We start from the raw sequence: 22192 nt of genomic DNA, 5'->3' as shown, positions 1-22192 counted from the left end.
GATGCAGGGCATTGTTGGCGGTTGGGGTTGGCCATGGCTGAGGCGGCAAAGCTTGTCAGCGAGATATCGAATGCCGAACCCGCCATTCCCGGCCTCGTGTGGGCATTCCGCCTGCACGGCGACGGCAGCGCCGAAGCGCTGCCGATCGACCAGCCGATCGCGTTCAGCCATGACGGCCGGCTCTGGCTGCATTTCAATTTGACCGACGCACGCGTGCGGTCGTGGATCGCGGCATCAGCGCTGCTGCCGCTCGCGCGCGAGCTACTGCTGTCGAGCGACACGTTCCAGCAGCTTCACGTCATCGATCATTGCGTCTACGGCGTATTTTCCGACCTCGTACGCGAGATCGACAGCGCCACCGAAGAGACCGCGTTCCTGCGCTTCGCCATGACCGAGCATCTCCTGGTCAGCGGCCGCCATCAGGCGCTGTGCTCGGCGGATGCGACGCGCCGCGTGCTCGAAGGCGGCTATCGCGTCGACAATGTCGCCCATCTCCTGGAGAAGATCGTCGACGAGGTCGCCGATACGCTGGATCGGATGGCCGACAAGCTCGGCCAGGAGATCGACGACATCGAGGAGCGGATTCTCGCCGACGAGGCCAAGCCGGAGATGCGCCGCAATCTCGGCCGGCTGCGCCGCACCTGCGTCAGGTTGCATCGGCAGCTGACGGGCCTGCGCGTGCTGTTTCACCGCCTCGACCAGAAGAACACCGATCATCTCGCACCGGCCTTGCGCATCCACGCCGGCAAGCTGGCGCAGCGGCTGGACGGGCTCGATCACGACATCGTCGAATTGCGCGAACGCAGCCGTCTGCTCGAGGAGGAGCTACGCTTCAAGAACGAGGAGGAGAGCAACCGCCACCTCCACACACTCTCGATCGTGACCTCCATGCTGTTGCCGCCGACGCTGGTTACCGGCATCTTCGGAATGAACACCAAGGGTCTGCCGCTCACCGACGTCGAGAGCGGATTCTTGTGGGCGGCGGTGCTGATGGCTTCGTCAATTGGCGCGGCCTATCTGTTCATGCGGCGCACGGGCATTTTCAAATAGCGTGCGCCGATCGTGAGTTGGAGTACCCATACATCCCTGGCGGCCGCGGCGCTGGCGAGCACGGTGGCAAGCACGAACGCGTTCGCCGGCGCCAAGGACGAGAGCGCGGCGGAATGGCTGTTTCCAAAATGGTTCAACGAATGGCATGACGGGCTCGCCAACAAGGGCCTGAACTTCGGCGCCACCTATATCGCCGACAACATCGGCAACGCGACCGGTGGGGTCGCGCGCGGCGCCATCCATTTCGGCCGCTTAGATCTGTCGGTCGACGCCGATCTCGACAAGCTGGTCGGCTGGACCGGCGGCCGCTTCTACGCCAATGCCTTCGTGATCTACGGCCGCGGGCTGTCGCGCAACTATGTCCAGAACCTCGCCACCATCAGCGAGATCGAGGCGCTGCCCGATCAGCGGCTCTACAACGCCTATTTCGAGCAGAGCTTGTTTGGCGACCGGCTCAACATCAGGGCTGGCCAGCAGGCCGCCGACGTCGAGTTCTTCGACAGCCAGACCGACGACCTCTTCGTCAACGGGACCTTTGGCTGGCCAGCGATCAAGGCGTCCAACCTTCCGGCCGGCGGCCCGGCACCGCCGATCGCGGTGCCCGGCATTCGCATCAGGGCGGCGCTATCGGATCAGATCACGGCCTATGGCGCGGTGTTCAACGGCGATCCGTCAGGGCCGGGCGATGTCGATCCGCAGTTGCGCGACCATCATGGTCTGGCATTCCGCGTCAACGATCCGCCCTGGGTGATCGGGCAGGTCCGGTTCAGCTACGACATCGATGTCGGCGGCCGTCCACTCGCCGGCAATTTCACGCCGGGCGCGTGGAAGCACTATGGCTCGTTCGACAGCCAGCGCTTTACGGCGGAGGGCCTGTCCATCGCGGACCCCAGCGGCAGCGGCATTGCTGCAAAGCTTCGCGGCAATTACGGCATCTTCGCGGTGATCGAGCAGGTGCTCTATCGCCCGCCGGAGGTGCGGGACAACAGCACCTCGGCCTCGCTCCCCGGCATCACGGCCTTTGGCCGCATCGCCTATAGTCCGCCGGACCGCAATCTAATCGACCTCTATCTCGATGGCGGCATCGGCTTCGTCGGCTTCACGCCCGGGCGGCCGCTCGACCGCTTCGGCGTGGCGATGGCCTATTTGCGGATCTCGAACACCGCGCGCAACCTCGATATCGATACGCAGGCCTTTACCGGCATCCAGAGTCCCGTGCGCAGCAACGAGACCTTGATCGAAATGATCTACGAGGCGCACGTCAAGCCGGGCTGGCTGATCGCGCCTTACTTCCAGTACGTGTTCCGCCCCTCCGGCGGTGTCCCGAACCCGAACGATCCGACCGGTGTCTCGCGGATCGGTGACGCCGCGGTGTTCGGCGTCACCACCACGATCCGGTATTAGGCCATCGCAGGCTTCGGCTCGGTCTTCGGCTGCCGCGATAGCGCCAGCACGATCAGCGCGGCGAATACGCAGAGCGCGCCCGCGATGAAGAAGGCGGGCAAATAACTCTGATAGACCGTCCGCGAAAAGCCGGCGCCGAAGGCGGCCGTGCCGGCACCGAGCTGATGGCCGGCAAAGATCCAGCCGAACACCAGATTGGCGCGCTCGGGTCCGAACTTTTGCGCGGTGAGGCGTACCGTCGGCGGCACCGTGGCGATCCAGTCGAGCCCGTAGAACATCGCGAAGATGGAGAGGCCGTAGAACGAGAAATCGCTGAAGGGGAGGAAGATCAGCGAGAGACCGCGCAGGCCGTAGTACCAAAACAGCAGCCATCGATTGTCGTAACGGTCCGACAGCCAGCCCGACATGATCGTGCCGAAGAAGTCGAAGATGCCCATCGCCGCCAGCAGGCTGGCCGCCTGCACCTGCGGGATGCCGAAATCGAGGCACATCGGGATCAGGTGTACCTGGACGAGGCCGTTGGTCGAGGCGCCGCAGACGAAGAAGGTTGCAAACAGGATCCAGAAGGCGGTCGATTTCGAAGCGTCGCGCAGCGTGCCGAGCGCCACGCCGGTGATCGAGCCGTGGCTGACGGGCGGCGCGGGCAGGGGCGCGGTGCCGTCGTCGCCGAACGGGCGCAGGCCGACATCGCTCGGACGGTCACGCATCGCGAGCAGCACCGCCAGTGCCGAGATGCCGAGCATGATGCAGACGAAGCCGAGTGCAAGCCGCCAGCCGTAACGTTCGGTGAGGCTTGCCAGCAGCGGCAGGAACACCAGCTGGCCGGTCGCAACGCTCGCGGTCATGATGCCGACGACGAGGCCGCGCCTTGTTGCGAACCAGCGCGTGGCAATCGTCGCACCCAGCACCAAGGCGGTCATGCCCGTGCCGATCCCGATCACCACTCCCCACAACGCGATGAGCTGCCAGATCTCGGTCATGCCGAGCGAGAGCACGAGCGCCGAGACCACGATCAGTTGCGCGACGAGCGTGACGTTGCGCAGGCCGTAGCGGTTCAAGAGTGCCGCGGCGAACGGCGCCATCAGCCCGAACAGAATGAAGCGGATCGACAGCGCCGACGAGATCTCCGCCGTGCTCCAGCCGAACTCCTTCTGCAGGGGAACGATGAACACGCCGGGCGCGCCGACCGTGCCGGCGCTGATCAGCGCGGCGAGGAAGGTCACGCCGACCATCACCCAGCCGTAGTGGATATTGCGGCGGGAAAGTGCTGCCGCGAGCCAGTTCGAGATCATTGGGCCTCGGTATTGATGGGCAGGTCGCAAGAGACCTGCGTCAGTTTGCAGGATGGCACGGGACGCGTCTGTCGCAAATGACAGAGTTCCCTCGTTTTCGGACTTTCAGGCGTCAGCGCGCCAGCCGTTCCACCGCGATCGCGGTGGCTTCTCCGCCGCCGATGCAGAGCGCCGCGACGCCGCGCTTGAGGTTCTGAGCCTTGAGCGCATGCAGCAGCGTCACGATCAGCCGCGCGCCGGTCGCGCCGATGGGATGGCCGAGCGCGCAGGCACCGCCATTGATGTTGAGCTTGTCGCGGGGAATGCCGAGGTCGCGCTGCGCCGCCATCGCCACCACTGCGAAGGCCTCGTTGATCTCGAACAGGTCGACATCGCCCGCGCTCCAGCCGACCTTGTCGAGCAGCTTGCGGATCGCCGGAATCGGCGCCGTGGTGAACCATTGCGGCTCCTGGCTGTGGGTGGCGTGGCCCTTGATCTCCGCGAGAACAGGCAGGCTGCTGCGATCGGCGAGCGAGCGCTTTGCCAGCACCAGCGCCGCGGCGCCGTCGGCGTTCGCGGAGGAGGCGGCGGGCGTGATGGTGCCGTTGGCGCGGAATGCCGGCTTCAACCCGGGAATCTTCGCGGGATCGACCTTCAGCGGATGTTCGTCATTGGCGATGACGCGGGGGCCTGCTTTCTCGCTCAGCGTGATCGGCGCGATCTCGGCCTTGAATGCGCCGCCCTCGACCGCCTTGCGCGCGCGGCTCAGTGTCTCCATGGCGTAGGCGTCCTGGTCCTTGCGGGTAAACTGGTAGGCTTCCGCGGTCGCCTCGCCGAAATCGCCCATCGAGCGGCCGGTCTCGTAGGCGTCCTCAAGCCCGTCCATCATCATGTGGTCGATGATGCGGTCGTGGCCGACGCGATAGCCGCCGCGTGCCTTCGCGAGCAGATAGGGTGCGTTGCTCATGCTCTCCATCCCGCCGGAAACGACGAACTCGGCCGAGCCGGCACGGATGATGTCGTGTGCGAGCATGGTCGCCTTCATGCCGGAGCCGCAAACCTTGTTCACGGTGGTGGCGCCAGTGGCATCGGGCAGGCCGGCCACGCGTGCGGCCTGCCGCGCCGGAGCCTGGCCCTGGCCAGCCGGCAGCACGCAGCCCATAAAGACCTCATCGACCTTCTCGGGCGCGAGTTTTGCGCGCTCCAGCGCCGCGCCGATCACGTGTGAGCCAAGCTTGTGCGCGGGGACCGGCGAGAGCTCGCCCATGAAGCGGCCGAGCGGGGTGCGGGCAGCGGAGACGATGACGACGGGATCGGCGGCTTCGGCCATGACGGGGCTCCCTGGCGATGACGTGTAAGATTACGATCATCATATGATGCGGCGCAAAAAATGCAACCGCGGCAGGGATGAGAAATTGTCGTGGTTCGGATGAGATTTGTTGAGGTGATCCGAAAGTCTCCTCCACGTCGTCCCGGCCTTCGCCGGGACGACAGCGCGGGGTCGTCACTGAATATGCGAATAATAAGTGGCGTTCCGTCGCGGGGGTCGCTGCCCTACCGCTTCCTGTTCACAAACGCGCCCATCAGCCGCGTCGGCTCGTCGGTCAGGAACGATTGCCCGAACACCTTCACGCTCAAATTCACCGACTCCGTCAGCGGCAATTCTTCCCATTGCCGCAGCAGCGCCTTCTGCGACCGCAGCGCCTCGGGGCCGCATTCGAGCAGCGCCTTCACGACGTGCTCGACCTCGGCATCCAGGCCACCCTCCGGTGCGACCCTGTCGACCAGGCCCCAGGCCAGCGCTGTGGCTGCGTCGATGTTCTCCGCCGTCATCACCAGCCAGCGGGCGCGGGCCCAGCCGATCAGGCGCGGCAAGAGCGCGGCATGGATCACCGAGGGGATGCCGACGCGCACCTCCGGCATGCCGAAATGTGCGTCATGGGCGGCGATGCGGAAATCGCAGGCGGCGGCGACTTCGAGCCCGCCGCCGAGGCACCAGCCGGGCATGCGCGCGATCACGGGGGCGGGGAATTGGCGCACGGCCTCGCAGAGATCGCGCAAGCGGCTGATGAAGGCTTCGGCCGATGTTTGGTCGAGCTTGGCCATCTCTTTGATGTCGGCGCCGCCGATCATGCTCTTCTCGCTCTGGCCACGCAGCACCACGACGCGGACGCTGCGGTCGGTTGCGAGCCGTTGCAAACCCTCGCGCACCGCGTCGGTCACGGGCGAGCCAAGAATGTTGAGGGAGCCGGCGTTGCAGATCGCGACATGAACGACGCCGCGCGCGTCGCGCGTCACGCCGCAGTGATTGTTGAGCATTTCCATCGTGGCATCTCGAAGGTTTCGTGGACCGGCGCAAGGCGCGCCGGTCGAGGTCACTTCCGGGCCGAAACGCCTGGCTTGTCAAGCGGCTGGGGGACGGAGTTGCCAGCGCGAAATCCGTGGCATAGTATGATGAATATAATATAAAGAGGCAGCCATGACCTATAACGATCAACTCGACCTGTTTTCGCCGGCTCAGCGACGCGAGCGCGTGGTGGACTGGCAGGCGCCGGCACCGGTTGCGAAGGTTGCGATGGGCCTGTCGGGTATGGACGCCATGCTGGGCATTCGCGACGGCCGGCTACCGCCGCCACCCTTCGCAAAGCTGATCGGGTTCACCATGGCCGTGGTCGAGCCGGGCCGCATTGTCATGGAACTGGAGCCGCGCGAGTATCTCGAGAATACCATCGGCCTTCTGCACGGGGCGACGGCGGCGGCGCTGATCGATACCGCGATGGGATGTGCGATCTCGACCCGGCTGGAAGCCGGGCAATCGTCCGTGACGCTCGACCTGAAGATGACCTTCCTGCGGCCGCTGTCGGTCCGTTCGGGGCGGATCTCGGCCGAAGGCAAGATCATCAAGCTGGGACGCCAGACCAGCTACACCGAAGGTTTTGTGCGCGACGGTAAAGGCGCGCTCGCGGTCCATGCAACTGCAACCTTCTCCATGATCAGCAATGTCTGAACACGAATTAATTCACCGCCTGGTCCATTTCTGTGTTATGAGATGATCTTCGACATTTAATGAGATGCGCATGCGCTATTCCCGGGAACACAAGCAGGAAACCCACGACCGCATCGTCAAGAAGGCCTCGGTGCGGCTGCGCGAAAAGGGCGCCCATGGTATCGGCGTTGCCGATCTCATGAAGGAGGCGGGCCTGACCCATGGCGGCTTCTACGCGCATTTCGATTCCCGCGAGGCGCTGGTGATCGAGGCCTTCGCTTACGCCATGGATCGCTCCATGGACCATTGGCGCAAGCTCACGGGCGAGGCCGTACCGGGGAAGCGATTGGCGCTGATCGCGGAGAGCTACCTCTCAGCGCTGCACCGCGACAATCCCGGCCACGGCTGCTCGATCCCCGCCCTCGGAGCCGAGATCGCCCGCGAGAGCCCGAAGACGCGCAAGGCGTTTGCCGGCAAGCTCGACGAGATGATCGAGATGATGACGGACTACATCCCGAACGTGCCGCGCAAGGCGGCACGCAAGCAGGCGATCGCGACACTGGCAACGATGGCCGGAACCATGCTGCTGGCGCGTATCGCCGGGTCGAGCGAGCTGTCGGACGAGGTGCTGAAGACGGGCAGGGACAGTGCGCTTGGCGCACGGGGCGAGCCGAAGGTCGCGGCGGCGAGGAAGACGAAGCAGAGCTAGGCGGGATGCCGTAGGGTGGGCAAAGGCGCACTTGCGCCGTGCCCACCATCTCTCCACGGTTGCGGCTGATGTGGTGGGCACGCTTCGCTTTGCCCACCCTACGGGATCGGTGCTTGCCGCCCCGCAAACAACGCCCGCTCGCGCTCTACGATCTCCGAGATGTAATCCGCGACCGCCCGGATCCGCGCGAGGTCCTTGCTGTCGGCATGCATCAGCATCCAGAACGTCCGCGTGATCGAGACCTCCTCGGGAAGCACCGGGACGAGCTGCGGATAGTCGCTTGCCATGAAGTGCGGGAGCACCGCGATGCCGAAGCCTGAGAGCGTGGCGTTGAGCTGTGCGATCAGATTGGCGCTGCGGAAGCGTGCGGAAATCTTCGGCGACACCTGCGGCAGATAGTCGAGCTCGGGCGTGAACAGCAGCTCCTCGATGTAGCCGACGAAGCGGTGCTGCGGCAGGGCCTCGCGCGAGGTGATCTCAGGGAAGCGGTCGAGATAGCCCGGCGCGGCGTAGAGCCCGAGCCGGTAGTCGAGCAGCTTGCGGCCGACGATGCGGCCTTCCTTCGGCATGGTCAGGCTGATGGCGATATCGGCCTCGCGCTTGGAGAGACTGAACAGCCGCGCGGTGGCCACAAGTTGCAGATCGAGATCGGGGTAGCGGTCCGCGAACGGCGCTAGCCGTGGCGCCAGGAAGGCGGTGCCGAACCCGTCGGGCGCGCCGATCCGCACCGTGCCGGTCAGCCGCGCCACCGAGCCGCCGACCTGTTCCTGGTTGGCGACGATGGTCGATTCCATCGCTTCCGCGCTGTCGGCGACTCGCTGGCCGGCCTCGGTGAGGAGGTAGCCGGTCTTGCGCCGGTCAAACAGTTTTGCCGAGAGGTGCTTCTCCAGCCGGTCGACGCGGCGGATCACGGTGGCATGGTCCACGCCGAGTTGTTTTGCCGCAGCCGAGACCGAGCCGCCCCGCACAATGGCCAGCACGAAGCGGAAGTCGTCCCAATCGATAGCGCCTTGATCCAGCATTTTCGCACATCTATGGTGCAATATCTCAGACTTGAATCCCAATAAATGCAGGTCGATAGGATTTGTCAAAGCGTTCAAGCTCGACCTCAAGGAGATCATTCCATGCGTTCAGTCGGACATTTCATCGGTGGCAAGGAAGTGAAGGGCGCGTCGGGCCGGACGGCAGACGTTTTCGAGCCGATGACCGGTGACGTCCAGGCCAAGGTTGCGCTGGCGTCCAAGGCCGAGGTTCGGGCCGCCGTCGAGAACGCGCGGGCGGCACAGCCCGAATGGGCGGCGACCAATCCGCAGCGCCGCGCCCGCGTCATGACGAAATTCGTCGAGCTGGTGCAGCGCGACTACGACAAGCTTGCCGAGCTGCTCGCGCGCGAGCACGGCAAGACCGTTCCCGACGCCAAGGGCGACATCCAGCGCGGCCTCGAAGTCGCCGAATTCGCCTGCGGCATCCCGCATCTGATGAAGGGCGAATACACCGAGGGCGCCGGCCCCGGCATCGACATCTATTCGCTGCGCCAGCCGCTCGGCGTCGTCGCCGGCATCACGCCGTTCAATTTTCCGGCGATGATTCCGATGTGGAAATTCGCGCCCGCGATCGCCTGCGGCAACGCCTTCATCCTCAAGCCGTCGGAGCGCGATCCCGGCGTGCCGATGAAGCTTGCCGAGCTGATGATCGAAGCGGGCCTGCCGGCCGGCATCCTCAACGTCGTCAACGGCGACAAGGAAGCGGTGGACGCCATCCTCGACGATCCCGATATCAAGGCCGTCGGCTTCGTCGGCTCCACGCCGATCGCGCAGTATATCTATGAGCGCGCCGCGCAAACCGGCAAGCGTTGCCAGTGCTTCGGCGGCGCCAAGAACCACGCAATCGTGATGCCCGATGCCGACATGGACCAGGCCGTCGACGCGCTGATCGGCGCCGGCTACGGCTCGGCCGGCGAGCGCTGCATGGCCGTCTCCGTCGCGGTCCCCGTCGGCAAGTCCACCGCCGACCGTCTGATGGAGAAGCTGATCCCGCGCGTCGAGAGCCTCAAGATCGGCACGTCGATCGACCCGTCGGCCGATTACGGTCCGCTGGTGACCCGCGAGGCGGTCGAGAAGGTCAAGAGCTACATCGACATCGGCATCAAGGAAGGTGCGACGCTCGCGGTCGACGGTCGTGGCTTCAAGATGCAGGGCTACGAGAAGGGCTTCTATCTCGGCGGTTCGCTGTTCGACAACGTCACCAAGGACATGCGGATCTACAAGGAAGAGATCTTTGGCCCGGTGCTCTCGGTCGTGCGCGCGCACGACTACAAGGAAGCGCTGGCGCTGCCGTCGGACCATGACTACGGCAATGGCGTTGCCATCTTCACCCGCGACGGTGACGCCGCACGCGACTTCGCGGCCAAGGTCAACGTCGGCATGGTCGGAATCAACGTGCCGATCCCGGTGCCGATCGCCTATTACACCTTCGGCGGCTGGAAGAAGTCGGGCTTTGGCGATCTCAACCAGCACGGTCCGGACTCGGTCCGCTTCTACACCAAGACCAAGACGGTGACCTCGCGCTGGCCGTCCGGCGTCAAGGAAGGTGCGGAGTTCTCGATCCCGACGATGAAGTAACTCAAGCAGCGCGAGCTCGACATGCAGTTCGCCCTGAATGAGGATCAAGTCGCGGTTCGCGACATGGCGTTGGCGTTTGCGGCCGAGAAGATCGCGCCGCACGCGTTGCGCTGGGACGAGGAAAAGCATTTCCCCGTCGACGTGATGCGCGAGGCAGCAAGCCTCGGCATGGGCGGAATCTACATCCGCGACGACGTCGGCGGCTCCGCCATGTCGCGGTTCGACGCGGCGCTGATCTTCGAGGCGCTGGCGACGGGCTGTCCGACCACCTCAGCCTTCATCTCCATCCACAACATGGCGAGCTGGATGATCGATGCCTTCGGCAGCGACACCCAGCGCCAGAAGTGGCTGCCGAAGCTCTGCACCATGGAGCTGATCGCGAGCTACTGCCTGACCGAGCCAGGCGCCGGCTCGGACGCGGCAGCGCTGCGCACCCGCGCGGTGCGCGAGGGCGACCATTACGTGCTCAACGGCCAGAAGCAGTTCATTTCGGGCGCCGGCGGCACCGACCTGCTGGTGGCGATGGTCAGGACCGGCGGCGACGGCCCCGGCGGCATCTCGACGCTCGTCATCGACGGCAAGATGCCGGGCGTGTCGTTCGGCGCCAATGAGCGCAAGATGGGCTGGAACGCACAGCCGACCCGTGCCGTGGTGTTCGAGAACGCCCGCGTGCCGGTTGCCAATCGGCTAAGCGAAGAAGGCGTCGGCTTCAAGATCGCGATGGCCGGCCTCGACGGGGGGCGCCTCAACATCACCGCCTGTTCACTGGGCGGCGCGCAGGCCGCGCTCGACAAGGCGCGCAGCTACATGAAGGAGCGCAAGGCCTTTGGAAAACGCCTCGACGAATTCCAGGCGCTGCAGTTCCGTCTAGCCGACATGGCGATCGAGCTCGAAGCTGCGCGCACGTTCCTGTGGCGCGCTGCGGCGGCGCTGGACCGCAAGGATCCTGACGCCACGATGCTCTGCGCGATGGCCAAGCGCTTCGGCACCGACGTCGGGTTCGAGGTCGCCAACCACGCGCTCCAGCTTCACGGCGGCTACGGCTACCTCAGCGAATACGGCATCGAGAAGATCGTGCGCGATCTGCGTGTGCACCAGATCCTCGAAGGCACCAATGAAATCATGCGGCTCATCGTGGCGCGCAAATTGATCGAGGGCGCGCGATGAGTTCAGCGGAAGAGGGCGATCTCATCGTTCGCCGCGAGGGCGCGGCGGGCGTGATCCGGCTCAACCGGCCGAAGGCGCTCAACGCCATGACGCTGGAGATGTCCATCGGCATCGATGCGGCGCTCGACCGGTTCGAAGCCGATCCTGATGTCGCGGTGATCGTGCTGGAAGGCGCGGGCGAGCGGGGCCTTTGCGCCGGCGGCGACATTCGCGGCCTTTGGGAGAGCTCGCACGAAGGCGGCGACCTCGGCGCGCGGTTCTGGCGCCAGGAATACGTCATGAATGCGCGGATCGCGAAATATCCGAAGCCGTATGTCGCGTTCATGGACGGCCTCGTGATGGGCGGCGGCGTCGGCCTGTCGGGCCACGCCAGCCATCGAATCGTCACGGATCGCACCAAGCTGGCAATGCCCGAGGTCGGGCTCGGCTTCTTCCCCGATGTCGGCGGCACCTGGCTGCTCTCGCGCTCGCCCGGCGAGATCGGCACCTATTTCGGCCTGACCGGCCAGACCATGAACGGGCCCGACGCGATCCATGCGAAGTTCGCGGACGCCGTGGTGCCGGCGGCCAAGTGGCCGGAGTTGCGCGAGGCGCTGACCAAGGTTCGTCAGGGCGCGACCGCGGCCGACGTCAGCAAGCTCATCAATGGCTTTGCGACGGGCGAGGCGGCCGGGCCGGTCACCGCGAAGCAGGCGACGATCGATGCGCTGTTCGGTTTCGACCGCATGGAGGATGTCGTCGCTGCACTCAAGCGCGACGGCTCCGAGTTTGCGCTGGCCACGCTGAAGACTCTGAACGAGAAGTCACCGCGCGGCATGGTGGTCACGTTAAAACTGCTGCGCCTTGCACGCACGGCCTCAAACCTGGAAGAGTGCCTGGTGCGCGAATATCGCGCCGCGCTCGAAGTCTTTCGCAGCGATGATTTCCGGGAGGGCGTGCGCGCGGCCGTGATCGACAAGGACCGCAATCCGACCTGGTCGCCGCCGCGGATCGAGGATGTGACGCCGCAGCTACTTGCGCCGTATCTCGCCGAGATCGGCGCCGACGAGTTGAAATTCAACTAGAACATTCAAGCGGAGGAAACGAAGATGGCCACGATCGCATTCATCGGTCTCGGCAACATGGGCGGTCCGATGGCCGCCAATCTGGTCAAAGCCGGCCACAAGGTCGTCGCCTTCGACCTCGTCGAGGCGTCGCGCGCGCAAGCCAAGGCCGACGGCGCCGGCATCGCCGACAGCGCGGCGGGTGCGGTGAAGGGCGCCGATGTCGTCGTCACCATGCTGCCGGCCGGCAAGCATGTGCTCGGCGTCTGGAGCGAGGTCGTCCCTGCCATGACCAAGGACGCGCTGATCATCGACAGCTCCACCATTGACGTCGAGAGCGCGCGGCAGGCGCATGCGCTGGCCGCCAAGCACGGCGTGCTCTCGGTCGATGCGCCGGTCTCCGGCGGTACCGGCGGCGCCAAGGGGGCGACGCTCACCTTCATGTGCGGCGGCGACGACAAGGCGTTCGCCGCGGCCAAGTCCGTGCTCGAGAACATGGGCAAGAAGATCGTGCATTGCGGCGGCGCCGGCGCTGGGCAGGCCGCGAAGATCTGCAACAATATGATCCTCGGCATTTCCATGATCGCGGTGAGCGAAGCCTTTGCGCTTGGCGAGAAGCTCGGGCTCTCCCATCAGGCGCTGTTCGACGTCGCCTCGACCTCATCGGGCCAGTGCTGGTCGCTGACGACCTATTGCCCGGTACCGGGCCCGGTGCCGACCTCGCCGGCGAACAACGACTACAAGCCGGGCTTTGCTTCGGCGCTGATGGTGAAGGATCTGACCCTGGCGCAGGACGCGGCGAAGGCCGCCGGTGCGGCGACGCCGCTCGGCAAGCATGCGCAGGAGATCTATCAGTCTTTCGACGCAGCCGGGCAGGGCGGGGTGGATTTTTCCGGAATTATCAAGCACGTTAGGAGTCTAGCCGGGAAAGCCTAATGACGACATTTCAGGAAGCGCGCGCGTTCCTTCTGCAACACCGCACGGATTACGAGGCAGCGGTCAAAGGTTTCCGCTGGCCCGATCCGGTTCCCTTCAACTGGGCGCTCGACTGGTTCGACGCGCTCGCGAAGGATGCGGACAGCAAGGACCGGCCCGCGCTCTGGATTGTCGATGCCGCGCAGGACAAGCAGACAAAACTCTCCTTCGCGACCCTCTCGAAGCGCTCGAACCAGGTCGCCAACTTCCTTCGTGCGCAGGGCTTGAAGCGCGGCGACCACCTCTTGCTGCTGCTCGGCAACGTGGTTCCGCTCTGGGAGACGATGCTGGCGGCAATGAAGCTCGGCGTCGTCGTGATTCCTGCGACCACGTTGCTGACCGCAGAAGAACTTCGCGACCGGCTCGATCGCGGCAAGGCGAAGGCAGTGATGGCTGCGGAGGATCAGGTCGCGAAGTTCGCGAGCCTTGGCGCCGAGAATATCGTTCGCATCGTGGTCGGTGCGGCCTCGGGCGGCTGGCTTGCCTATGACGAGGCGGCGAAAGCGCCCGAGAGTTTTGCGCCCGACGGACCGACCAACGCCGACGACCCGATGCTGCTCTATTTCACCTCGGGCACGACCGCAAAACCAAAACTGGTGCGGCACAGCCAGCGCAGCTATCCGGTCGGACATCTCTCGACCATGTACTGGATCGGGTTGAAGCCCGGCGACATCCATCTCAACATCTCCTCGCCCGGCTGGGCCAAGCACGCCTGGAGCTGTTTCTTCGCGCCGTGGAATGCGGGCGCGACCGTATTCGTCGTCAACCAGCCGCGCTTCGACGCAAAAGGCCTGCTCGCCACCATCGGCCGCTGCGGCGTCACCACGCTGTGTGCGCCGCCGACAGTGTGGCGGCTGTTCATCCAGGAGAACCTTGCCTCGTTCAAGGTGGCGCTTCGCGAAGTCTGCGGCGCCGGCGAGCCGCTCAATCCCGAAGTGATCGACCAGGTGCAGGCCGCCTGGGGCCTAACCATCCGCGATGGCTACGGCCAGACCGAGACGACGGCGCTTGCCGGCAACTCGCCGGGCCAAAAGATCAAGGTCGGCTCGATGGGCCGGCCGCTGCCGGGCTATCGCGTGCAGGTCAGCGACGCCGACGGCCATCCGGCCAGGGAAGGCGAGGTGGCGCTGGTGCTGGGCGCTGACCGCCCCGCTGGCCTGATGCAGGGCTATCAAGGCGACGACGGCAAACTCTCGGGCGCCGAAGGCGAACTCTATCGCAGTGGCGACGTCGTGTTCGAGGACGAGGACGGCTATCTCACCTTCGTCGGCCGCTCCGACGACGTTTTCAAATCCTCCGATTATCGCATCAGCCCGTTCGAGCTGGAGAGCGTGCTGCTCGAGCATGAGCTGGTGGCGGAAGCTGCTGTCGTGCCAAGCCCGGATCCGATCCGGCTCGCCATTCCCAAGGCGTTCGTGCTGCTGACGTCAGGTGCGGAGCGCTCCCCGGCGACCGCGCTGTCAATCTTCCAGCACCTGCACACGCGTCTTGCGCCGTTCAAGCGCATCCGCCGCCTCGAAATCGTCACTGAGTTGCCGAAGACGATCTCTGGAAAAATTCGTCGCGTGCAGCTACGCAGGCTGGAACGCGACAATGATCGCAATGATCCGCTGCGCGGCCGGGAATTCCGTGAGGAGGATTTTCCGGAACTGCCGAAGACACGGAGTGAGACCTAAGTGAACGAAGTCTGGAAGAAGCCGCCGATTTCCCTGGAGGCCTATCAGGCCATGGTCGGCAAGGAGATCGGCGTGTCGTCGTGGCACCTGATCGACCAGCCCCGCATCGACAGCTATGCCGACGTGATCGAGGATCACCAGTTCATCCACGTCGACCCTGAACGGGCCAAGAAGGAGACTGCGTTCGGCGCTACCATCGCGCACGGCTTCCTGACGATGTCGCTGATGTCGATCATGTCCTACGAGGTGATGCCGGTCATCGCCGGCACCACGATGGGCGTGAACTACGGGTTCGACAAGCTGCGCTTCATCTCGCCGGTGCGTTCGGGCAAGCGCGTCCGCGGCCGCTTCGTGCTAGCGGAAGCCAAGCTGCGCAAGCCGAACGAGTTGCAGTCCCGCACCAATGTCACCGTCGAGATCGAAGGCGAGGACAAGCCCGCGCTGGTCGCGGAGTGGCTGGGATTGATCTATTTCGCCTAATACCGCCCGTCGTTGCCGGGCTTGACCCGGCAACCCATCGCTGCTCAAAAGCCGACAAATCTTGCTCGGTGCACCCTCTCCCCTTGTGGGAGAGGGTGGCGAAATCGAGCGAAGCGAGATGAAGCCGGGTGAGGGGTCTCTCTCCACACGCTCATCTGCCGAGACACCCCCTCATCCGGCGCTTCGCGCCACTTTCTCCCACAAGGGGAGAAGGAAGAAAGGAAGCACTCATGGCAATCAGGTTCGACGGACGCGTCGCCATCGTCACCGGCGCAGGCAATGGTCTGGGGCGCGCGCATGCACTCGGGCTCGCCAGCCGCGGCGCAAAAGTCGTCGTCAATGATTTCGGCGGAGCGCGCGATGGCACCGGCGGCTCGCTCTCGCCAGCTGAAGCGGTGGTCGAGGAGATCCGCAAGGCGGGCGGCACCGCGATGGCCGACGGCGCCGACGTCTCGAATTTCGAGCAGGTCACCGCCATGGTCGAGCGCGCCACCAAGGAATGGGGCAGCGTCGACCTGATGTGCGCCAATGCCGGCATTCTGCGCGACAAATCGTTCGGCAAGATGGAAGCCGCCGATTTCCAGAAGGTGCTCGACGTGCATCTCGTCGGCACCTTCTATTGCTGCAAGGCGGCCTGGGCCGGCATGCGCGACCGCAATTACGGCCGCATCGTGCTGACCACCTCGTCTTCCGGCCTCTACGGCAATTTCGGCCAGGCCAATTACGGCGCGGCAAAAACCGGCATGGTCGGCCTGATGAACGTGCTGGCCGAGGAAGGCCGCAAGAACGACATCCGCGTCAACATCATTTCGCCGACGGCGGCGACCCGCATGACCGAAGAGCTGCTGCCGCCGCAGGCGCTGCAACTGATGAAGCCCAACGCGATCACACCCGCGGTCGAGTACATGCTGAGCGAGGACGCGCCGACCCGCACCATCATGGGCGCCGGCGCCGGCTCCTTCGCCGTGATCAAGATTGTGGAGAGCGAGGGCATCAACCTGCCGGAATCCGAATGGACGCCGGACGCAATCGCCGCGCATTTCGCCGAGATCAGCGACATGTCGAAGGCGAAGGCGCTTCAAGGCGCGTTCGAGCAGACGCAGAAATATGTGGCCCAGGCCGCAGCGCGGGCGGGGATCAAGCTCTGACCGACATCGCCGTCATCGGTGCCGGTCCCGCTGGCCTGATGGCGGCGGAAGTGCTCACGTCAGGCGGCGCCTGCGTCACCGTCTATGATGCGATGCCATCGGCGGGCCGCAAGTTTCTGATGGCCGGCCGCGGCGGGCTCAATCTCACCCACAGCGAGCCGCTGCCGGATTTCCTCGCCAAATACCGCGAGGCGATGCCGCATCTGCGCACGGCGGTCGAGGCGTTTCCGCCTGATGCGCTGCGCGACTGGAGCGCGGCGCTGGGTGAGGCGACCTTTGTCGGCACCAGCGGGCGGGTGTTTCCGAAAGCGTTCAAGGCATCTCCCTTGCTTCGCGCCTGGCTGCGACAGCTCGATGCGGCCGGCGTACGGTTTGCCTTTCGCCATCGCTGGACTGGCTGGGACGAGGGGAAGCTACAATTTCGAACGCCTGACGGTCCGACGGTCATCGCAGCCGACGCCACGGTGCTGGCGCTCGGCGGGGCAAGCTGGCCGCGGCTGGGATCGGATGGCACCTGGGTCGATTGTCTCGCGGCGAAGGGCGTTGCGATCTCAAGGCTCCGGCCGGCCAATTCCGGCTTCACGGTCGCTTGGTCCGACGTCTTCCGCGAACGCTTCGAGGGCCAGCCGCTCAAGGGCGTGGCGCTGACGATCGGCGCACACACGGTTCGCGGCGAGGCCATGATCACCCACAGTGGTATCGAGGGCGGTGCGATCTACACGCTGTCGGCCGAGCTACGTGAAGCGGTGCTGGGTCTCGGGCAGGCGACGCTGATCATTGCATTGCGGCCAGACATTGAGGCAAGTGCGCTGACCACGCGCCTGTCAGGCACGCGCGGCAAGCAATCGCTGGCGAACTTCCTGCGCAAGGCAGCGCAGCTGTCGCCGGTCGGCATCGGCCTGATGCAGGAGGCGGCCATCGCCTCCGGCCGGCCGCTGGCAGCGCTCTCGCCGGCGGAGCTGGCGGATCTGGTGAACGGGATTCCGGTTCAGCTGACCGGCGTTGCCCCGATCGAGCGCGCCATCTCGACCGCGGGTGGGATTGCCTTCGATGAGCTCGACGAGCACTTCATGCTGCGCAAGCTGCCCGGCGTCTTCGCCGCCGGCGAGATGCTGGACTGGGAGGCGCCGACCGGCGGCTATTTGCTGCAGGCGTCGTTTGCGACCGGTGCGGCCGCGGGTAGGGGTGTATGGGCGTGGCTCAACCGCTAACCACCGTCATTGCGCGCGCAGCGAAGCAATCCAGAATCCCTCCATGGAGGTAGTCTGGATTGCTTCGTCGCAAGAGCTGGCCGAGAGAGCAACGCGCCCTACCGCAGCTTCCCCCGCGCCGCGACCGGCAGCGTGCCGATGATCTCGTCGCCGCGGACCATCACCACCTCGTCCATCATGTTGACGACGACGCAAACATGGTTCGGCACGATGCGGACGACATCGCCCACGTTCGGGCGCGTGTTGCTGCGGGAGAGGTCGAGGAAGCCGTGCTCCTCCGCGAAGCGCGCGATCTTGGCTTCGGGATGCTCGAGGATCAGGCCGTGGCCGTCGAGGCCGCCGGTGTCCGTCGTCAGCGTCTTGGAGCCGGCGTCCAAGATCCCGCGTTCGGGCGCAGCGCGGCTCACCACCGTCGAATAGATGTGCAGCGCGCAGTCGTCCCAGCTGGCAACGCCGGCGGCGACCTGCATGCGGTCGTTGTAGATGTAGGTGCCGAAGCGGTGCTCGGTGCCGCCCTTGAGCTTGCCGAGATTCTTCAGGTTCGGCGTGCCGCCGGTGGAGACGATCTTTGCGTCCAGGCCGTGGGCGCGCACGCCGGCCAGCGCTTCGTCATAAAACTTCTGCGCATCGGCCCAGCCTGTTTCGGTCGGGTACATCATGAAGCCGGCGAATTCGAGCCCCTTCGATGCGGCGATCTCACGGGCCAGAGCGATCGCCTCGGCCGGCGTCTCGACACCGGCGCGCTTGCGGCCGGTGTCGCATTCGACCACCACCGAGAGCGGGCGGCCTGATGCCGCCGCTGCCTTGGGCAGCCCCGCGACGACGGTCGAATTGTCAGCGGCGACCGTCATGTTCACTTTCGCCTGGAGCGCGCCGAGGCGGGCCATCTTCTCTTCGCCGAGCAGATTGTAGCTGATCAGAATGTCATCGATGCCGGCATTGGCCATGATCTCGGCTTCGCCCAGCTTCTGGCAGGTGATGCCCTTGGCGCCAGCCGCGACCTGCATCTTGGCGATGGTCGGGTTCTTGTGGGTCTTGATGTGCGGCCGGCTGGCGACGCCGGCGTCATCGCAGGCCTTCTGGATCCGCGCGATGTTGCGCTCGACCCTGTCCATGTCGATGACGGCGCAGGGCGTGCCATATTCACGGGCGATTTTTGCGGCGAGGGGAGTTGTCATAGGTTATGCCTGTTCAATTTCTTCGCGGAGCATTTCCAGTTCGAGCCAGCGCTCTTCAGCGGCCGAAAGTTCGTCGTGTGCCTTGGCAATCGCGGCCGACGTGTCATCGAATTTCTTGCGATCCTTGGCATAGAGGTTGGGATCGTCAAGCACGCGCTGCAGCTTGGCGATATCGGCGTGCAACGTTTCCATCTTTTTCGGCAGCGTTTCCAGCGCGTGCTTCTCGTTGAAACTCAGACGCCGCTTTGGCGCGGACGCGGGAGCAGCAGCGGAGCGTTCCTCTTTCTTCTCTGCGGGGGCTTGCGCCTTCGCCGTCTCGCGCTTCAAATCGGCGCCGCGCTGCGCCAGCATGTCGCTGTAGCCGCCGGCATATTCGATCCACTTGCCGTTGCCCTCAGGCGCGATCACGGAGGTGACGACGCGGTCGAGGAAGTCGCGGTCGTGGCTGATCAGGATGACCGTGCCGTCGTAGTCGCCGAGCATCTCCTCGAGCACGTCGAGGGTTTCGAGATCGAGGTCGTTGGTCGGCTCGTCCAGCACCAGCAGGTTCGAGGGCTTTGCCAGCGCGCGCGCCAGCATCAGCCGGCCGCGCTCGCCGCCGGAGAGCACCTCCAGCGGGGTGCCACGCTGCTCCTGCGCGAATAGAAAGTCTTTCATGTAGCCGACGACGTGCTTCGGCTTGCCACCGACCATGATGTGGTCGCCGCGGCCGCCGGTGAGCGCTTCCGCGAGTGTCGCTTTGGGATCGAGGCTCTCGCGGTGCTGATCGAGGGTCGCCATCTCCAGATTGGCCCCAAGCCGTACCGTGCCGGAATCCGGCTCCATCCCGCCGGTCAGCAGGTTCACCAGCGTGGTCTTGCCGGCGCCGTTCGGTCCGATGATGCCGAGCCGGTCGCCGCGCTGGATGCGGGTGGAAAAATTCTCGACGATCTGGCGCTCGCCATAGGCCTTCGTGATGCCCTTCGCTTCGATGACAAGCTTGCCGGACTGTTCTGCTTCCGCCGCCGCAAGACTGGCGCTGCCGGCCGTGCCGCGATAGTTGCGGCGCTGGTCGCGCAGCGTATGCAGATTGGCGAGGCGTTTGACGTTGCGCTTGCGGCGGCCGGACACGCCGTGGCGCAGCCAGTGCTCCTCGTCGACGATCTTGCGATCGAGCTTGTGCTGGTCGCGCTCTTCCTCTGCCAGCACCTCGTCGCGCCAACTCTCGAAGGAGGCAAAGCCACGGTCGATCTGCTTGATCTTGCCGCGGTCGAGCCAGGCGGTCGAACGCGAGAGATTGGTGAGGAAGCGGCGGTCGTGGCTGATGATCACCAGCGCGCTGCGGCGGCTGTCGAGCTCCTGTTCCAGCCATTCGATGGTAGCGAGATCGAGATGGTTGGTCGGCTCGTCCAGCAGCAATATGTCGGGCGAGGGCGCCAGCACATAGGCCAGCGCCGTGCGGCGGGCCTCGCCGCCGGAGAGATTGTGCGGGTTCTCGTCGCCCGTGAGACCGAGCTGTTCCAGCAGATAACGCGCCTGGTGCTGATCGTCGCCCGGCGCTAGCCCCGCCTCGACATAGGCGAGCGTGGTCTTGTGGTCGCCGAAATCCGGCTCCTGCGGCAGATAGCGCACGGTCGCGCCGGGCTGCACGAAGCGCGTGCCGCCGTCGGGCTCGACGAGGCCGGCGGCGATCTTCAGCAGCGTCGATTTGCCGGAGCCGTTGCGGCCGATCAGGCAGACGCGCTCGGATGGCGCGACGTTGAGCTCGACGCCTGATAGCAGCGGCGTACCGCCAAAGGTCAGCCTGATGTCTTTCAATTGGATCAGCGGCGGCGCCATGATCAGCCCTGACCCATGGCGGTCTGGTCGGCGCGGCGGCGCTGGATCCGGCGCAGCGTCTGGTCGAGCGCCGAAAGGAAGGCGGAGCGGTCGCGCGGCGCGAACGAGCGCGGACCGCCAGTGACTTCGCCGGCCGAGCGCAGATCCGTCATCAGATTGCGCACCGCCAGCGTCATGCCGATCGACTCTTCCGTGAATGGTTTTCCATTCGGTGCAATCACGTCGGCGCCCGCCTTGACGCAACGGCTCGCCAGCGGAATATCCGATGTCACGACGACGTCGCCGGGCTTGGCGCGCTCGGCGATCCAGTCGTCGGCGGCGTCCATGCCGGCACCGGCGGCGATGCGCTCGATGAGGGGATCGTTGGGCACACGAATAAAGTTGCCGGCGACCACGCTCACGGGCACGCCGTGGCGGATCGCGACGCGGTAAATCTCGTCCTTCACCGGACAGGCGTCGGCGTCGACATAGATGCGGGTGGGAGTGTCATTCATTCGCCGCGTGGTACCGCATTCGGGCCGCAAAGGCGAGGGGATTGACCGGTGTTCCCTGATGCCTACGATTAGCCCTGATACAACAAGAATACAGGCAAGAAACTTAGGGAGATGGCCCCATGCCGAACCGGCTCGAAACCTACCGCGTCGAGGCCTACAACACCGCAAAGCAATCCGAAAACAAGATGCATGACGACACGGTGGCGCGCCGCTTCGGCTTTTCCGGCGGGCTGGTCCCCGGCGTCGATGTCTTCGCCTACATGATGCACGCGCCGATTGCCCGCTGGGGCCGTGATTTTCTGTCGCGCGGGCTGGTCGAGGCCCGCTTCATCAAGCCGGTCTATGACGGCGAAACCGCCGATGTCGACGCGACCGAGCACAATGAGCTTCTCACGATCGAGGTGTTCAGCCGTACCGAGCTGTGCGCCACCGGAACGGCCTCGCTGCCGGCGGACGTGCCGAAGGTCGCTTTGAGCGATTACATCGCGGTGCCCGTCGTGGCCGAGCGCAAGCCGGTCAGCCCGGCAACGTTCGAGACCGGCAAATGGCTGGGCGCGACGCCGCGGCGCTGGGCCGGTCAGGACGCGGCCGACTATCTCGCCGACGTCAGGGAAGCCGATCCGATCTTCACGCGTGAGGGGCTCGGCCACCCCGGCCTGATCCAGCGCGTGATGAATCGCGTGTTGGTGGACAACACCATTCTGGGTCCATGGATCCACGTCGGCAGCTGCATGCAGCTCTTGTCCGCCGCGCGCACCGGCGACGAGATCACCGCGCGGGCAAGAGTCACCGCGAACTACGAGAAGAAAGGCCATCGCTTCGTCGAGCTCGATGCGCTGGTCGTCGCCAACGGCACCACGCCGCTGGCGCATTGCCAGCACACCGCGATCTACCAGCCGCGCGAGCAGGCGGCGGCGTAGGGCGCCGGAAGAGGTACACTGGCGCTACATCGTCATGCCCG

Annotated in this window: 20 protein-coding genes; 13 read left to right on the top strand and 7 right to left on the bottom strand. The window is 65.3% G+C overall.

Annotated elements, in window-relative coordinates; all coding sequences use genetic code 11:
* Window positions 1-33 precede the first annotated feature (33 nt).
* Window positions 34-1050, top strand: a complete 1017-nt coding sequence (locus NLM27_RS16185; protein WP_254144252.1) for a transporter — start codon at window positions 34-36, stop codon at window positions 1048-1050.
* A gap of 63 nt (window positions 1051-1113) precedes the next feature.
* Window positions 1114-2454 carry a carbohydrate porin gene (locus tag NLM27_RS16180; protein ID WP_375142252.1) on the top strand — a complete coding sequence of 447 codons (1341 nt, stop codon included), beginning with the start codon at window positions 1114-1116 and terminating at the stop codon, window positions 2452-2454.
* On the opposite strand, the gene NLM27_RS16175 is transcribed toward NLM27_RS16180, so the two are convergent.
* From NLM27_RS16175 to NLM27_RS16165, 3 genes are all read right to left on the bottom strand, one after another.
* Window positions 2451-3746 carry an MFS transporter gene (locus tag NLM27_RS16175; RefSeq protein WP_254144250.1) on the bottom strand — a complete coding sequence of 432 codons (1296 nt, stop codon included), beginning with the start codon at window positions 3744-3746 and terminating at the stop codon, window positions 2451-2453. The two genes, NLM27_RS16180 and NLM27_RS16175, sit on opposite strands and share 4 nt — an antisense overlap.
* A gap of 112 nt (window positions 3747-3858) precedes the next feature.
* Window positions 3859-5055, bottom strand: a complete 1197-nt coding sequence (locus NLM27_RS16170; RefSeq protein ID WP_254144249.1) for an acetyl-CoA C-acyltransferase — start codon at window positions 5053-5055, stop codon at window positions 3859-3861.
* 224 nt (window positions 5056-5279) lie between these two features.
* The gene (locus NLM27_RS16165) at window positions 5280-6050 is read right to left on the bottom strand and encodes an enoyl-CoA hydratase (RefSeq protein ID WP_254144248.1); all 771 of its coding nucleotides are present in this window, start codon (window positions 6048-6050) and stop codon (window positions 5280-5282) included.
* A gap of 154 nt (window positions 6051-6204) precedes the next feature.
* Here NLM27_RS16165 and NLM27_RS16160 point away from each other — a divergent pair, with 154 nt between their 5' ends.
* Together NLM27_RS16160 and NLM27_RS16155 are read left to right on the top strand one after the other, a co-directional pair.
* The gene (locus NLM27_RS16160) at window positions 6205-6732 is read left to right on the top strand and encodes a PaaI family thioesterase (RefSeq protein WP_254144247.1); all 528 of its coding nucleotides are present in this window, start codon (window positions 6205-6207) and stop codon (window positions 6730-6732) included.
* Between the two features lie 70 nt (window positions 6733-6802).
* On the top strand, window positions 6803-7420 hold the full coding sequence (locus tag NLM27_RS16155; protein ID WP_254144246.1) for a TetR/AcrR family transcriptional regulator: 618 nt from the start codon (window positions 6803-6805) through the stop codon (window positions 7418-7420).
* Between the two features lie 98 nt (window positions 7421-7518).
* Here NLM27_RS16155 and NLM27_RS16150 read toward each other — a convergent pair whose 3' ends face one another.
* A complete protein-coding gene (locus tag NLM27_RS16150; protein ID WP_254144245.1) occupies window positions 7519-8442 on the bottom strand; it encodes a LysR family transcriptional regulator in 924 nt (307 codons plus the stop codon).
* 102 nt (window positions 8443-8544) lie between these two features.
* Between NLM27_RS16150 and NLM27_RS16145 the strand changes: the two genes are divergently transcribed.
* From NLM27_RS16145 to NLM27_RS16110, 8 genes are all read left to right on the top strand, one after another.
* A complete protein-coding gene (locus NLM27_RS16145; RefSeq protein WP_254144244.1) occupies window positions 8545-10041 on the top strand; it encodes a CoA-acylating methylmalonate-semialdehyde dehydrogenase in 1497 nt (498 codons plus the stop codon).
* 21 nt (window positions 10042-10062) lie between these two features.
* On the top strand, window positions 10063-11208 hold the full coding sequence (locus NLM27_RS16140; protein ID WP_254144243.1) for an isobutyryl-CoA dehydrogenase: 1146 nt from the start codon (window positions 10063-10065) through the stop codon (window positions 11206-11208).
* Window positions 11205-12272: an enoyl-CoA hydratase/isomerase family protein gene (locus tag NLM27_RS16135; RefSeq protein ID WP_254144242.1), complete on the top strand. Its 1068-nt coding sequence runs from the start codon at window positions 11205-11207 to the stop codon at window positions 12270-12272. The genes NLM27_RS16140 and NLM27_RS16135 overlap by 4 nt, the downstream gene beginning before the upstream one ends.
* A 3-nt stretch (window positions 12273-12275) precedes the next feature.
* Complete coding sequence (mmsB, locus tag NLM27_RS16130) at window positions 12276-13187, top strand: 3-hydroxyisobutyrate dehydrogenase (protein ID WP_375142318.1); 912 nt, start codon at window positions 12276-12278, stop codon at window positions 13185-13187.
* Window positions 13187-14902 carry an AMP-binding protein gene (locus NLM27_RS16125; RefSeq protein ID WP_254144240.1) on the top strand — a complete coding sequence of 572 codons (1716 nt, stop codon included), beginning with the start codon at window positions 13187-13189 and terminating at the stop codon, window positions 14900-14902. Before mmsB ends, NLM27_RS16125 begins: the two co-directional genes overlap by 1 nt.
* A complete protein-coding gene (locus NLM27_RS16120) occupies window positions 14903-15382 on the top strand; it encodes a MaoC family dehydratase (RefSeq protein WP_254144239.1) in 480 nt (159 codons plus the stop codon).
* Between the two features lie 230 nt (window positions 15383-15612).
* Window positions 15613-16530 (top strand): SDR family NAD(P)-dependent oxidoreductase, encoded by a 918-nt coding sequence (locus NLM27_RS16115; RefSeq protein ID WP_254144238.1) that lies wholly within the window; start codon window positions 15613-15615, stop codon window positions 16528-16530.
* Window positions 16527-17741, top strand: a complete 1215-nt coding sequence (locus NLM27_RS16110) for an NAD(P)/FAD-dependent oxidoreductase (RefSeq protein WP_375142317.1) — start codon at window positions 16527-16529, stop codon at window positions 17739-17741. Before NLM27_RS16115 ends, NLM27_RS16110 begins: the two co-directional genes overlap by 4 nt.
* Window positions 17742-17839: 98 nt before the next feature.
* On the opposite strand, the gene NLM27_RS16105 is transcribed toward NLM27_RS16110, so the two are convergent.
* Genes NLM27_RS16105 through NLM27_RS16095 form a run of 3 tightly spaced genes read right to left on the bottom strand, consistent with a single transcriptional unit; the run spans window position 17840 to window position 21231 of the window.
* Entirely contained in the window at window positions 17840-18919 is a 1080-nt protein-coding gene (locus NLM27_RS16105) for a D-TA family PLP-dependent enzyme (protein WP_254144236.1), read from the bottom strand.
* A gap of 3 nt (window positions 18920-18922) precedes the next feature.
* On the bottom strand, window positions 18923-20737 hold the full coding sequence (locus tag NLM27_RS16100) for an ABC-F family ATP-binding cassette domain-containing protein (RefSeq protein ID WP_254144235.1): 1815 nt from the start codon (window positions 20735-20737) through the stop codon (window positions 18923-18925).
* A 2-nt stretch (window positions 20738-20739) separates the two neighbouring features.
* Window positions 20740-21231, bottom strand: a complete 492-nt coding sequence (locus tag NLM27_RS16095) for a YaiI/YqxD family protein (protein ID WP_254144234.1) — start codon at window positions 21229-21231, stop codon at window positions 20740-20742.
* Window positions 21232-21350: 119 nt separating this feature from the next.
* On the opposite strand from NLM27_RS16095, the gene NLM27_RS16090 reads away from it, so the two are divergent.
* On the top strand, window positions 21351-22151 hold the full coding sequence (locus NLM27_RS16090) for a hypothetical protein (RefSeq protein ID WP_254144233.1): 801 nt from the start codon (window positions 21351-21353) through the stop codon (window positions 22149-22151).
* The last annotated feature ends 41 nt before the right edge of the window (window positions 22152-22192 follow it).

Source organism: Bradyrhizobium sp. CCGB12, assembly GCF_024199845.1.
Taxonomy (GTDB): domain Bacteria; phylum Pseudomonadota; class Alphaproteobacteria; order Rhizobiales; family Xanthobacteraceae; genus Bradyrhizobium.
The sequence above is the reverse complement of the archived record's forward strand: the minus strand, read 5'-3'. Positions and strand labels throughout refer to the sequence as shown.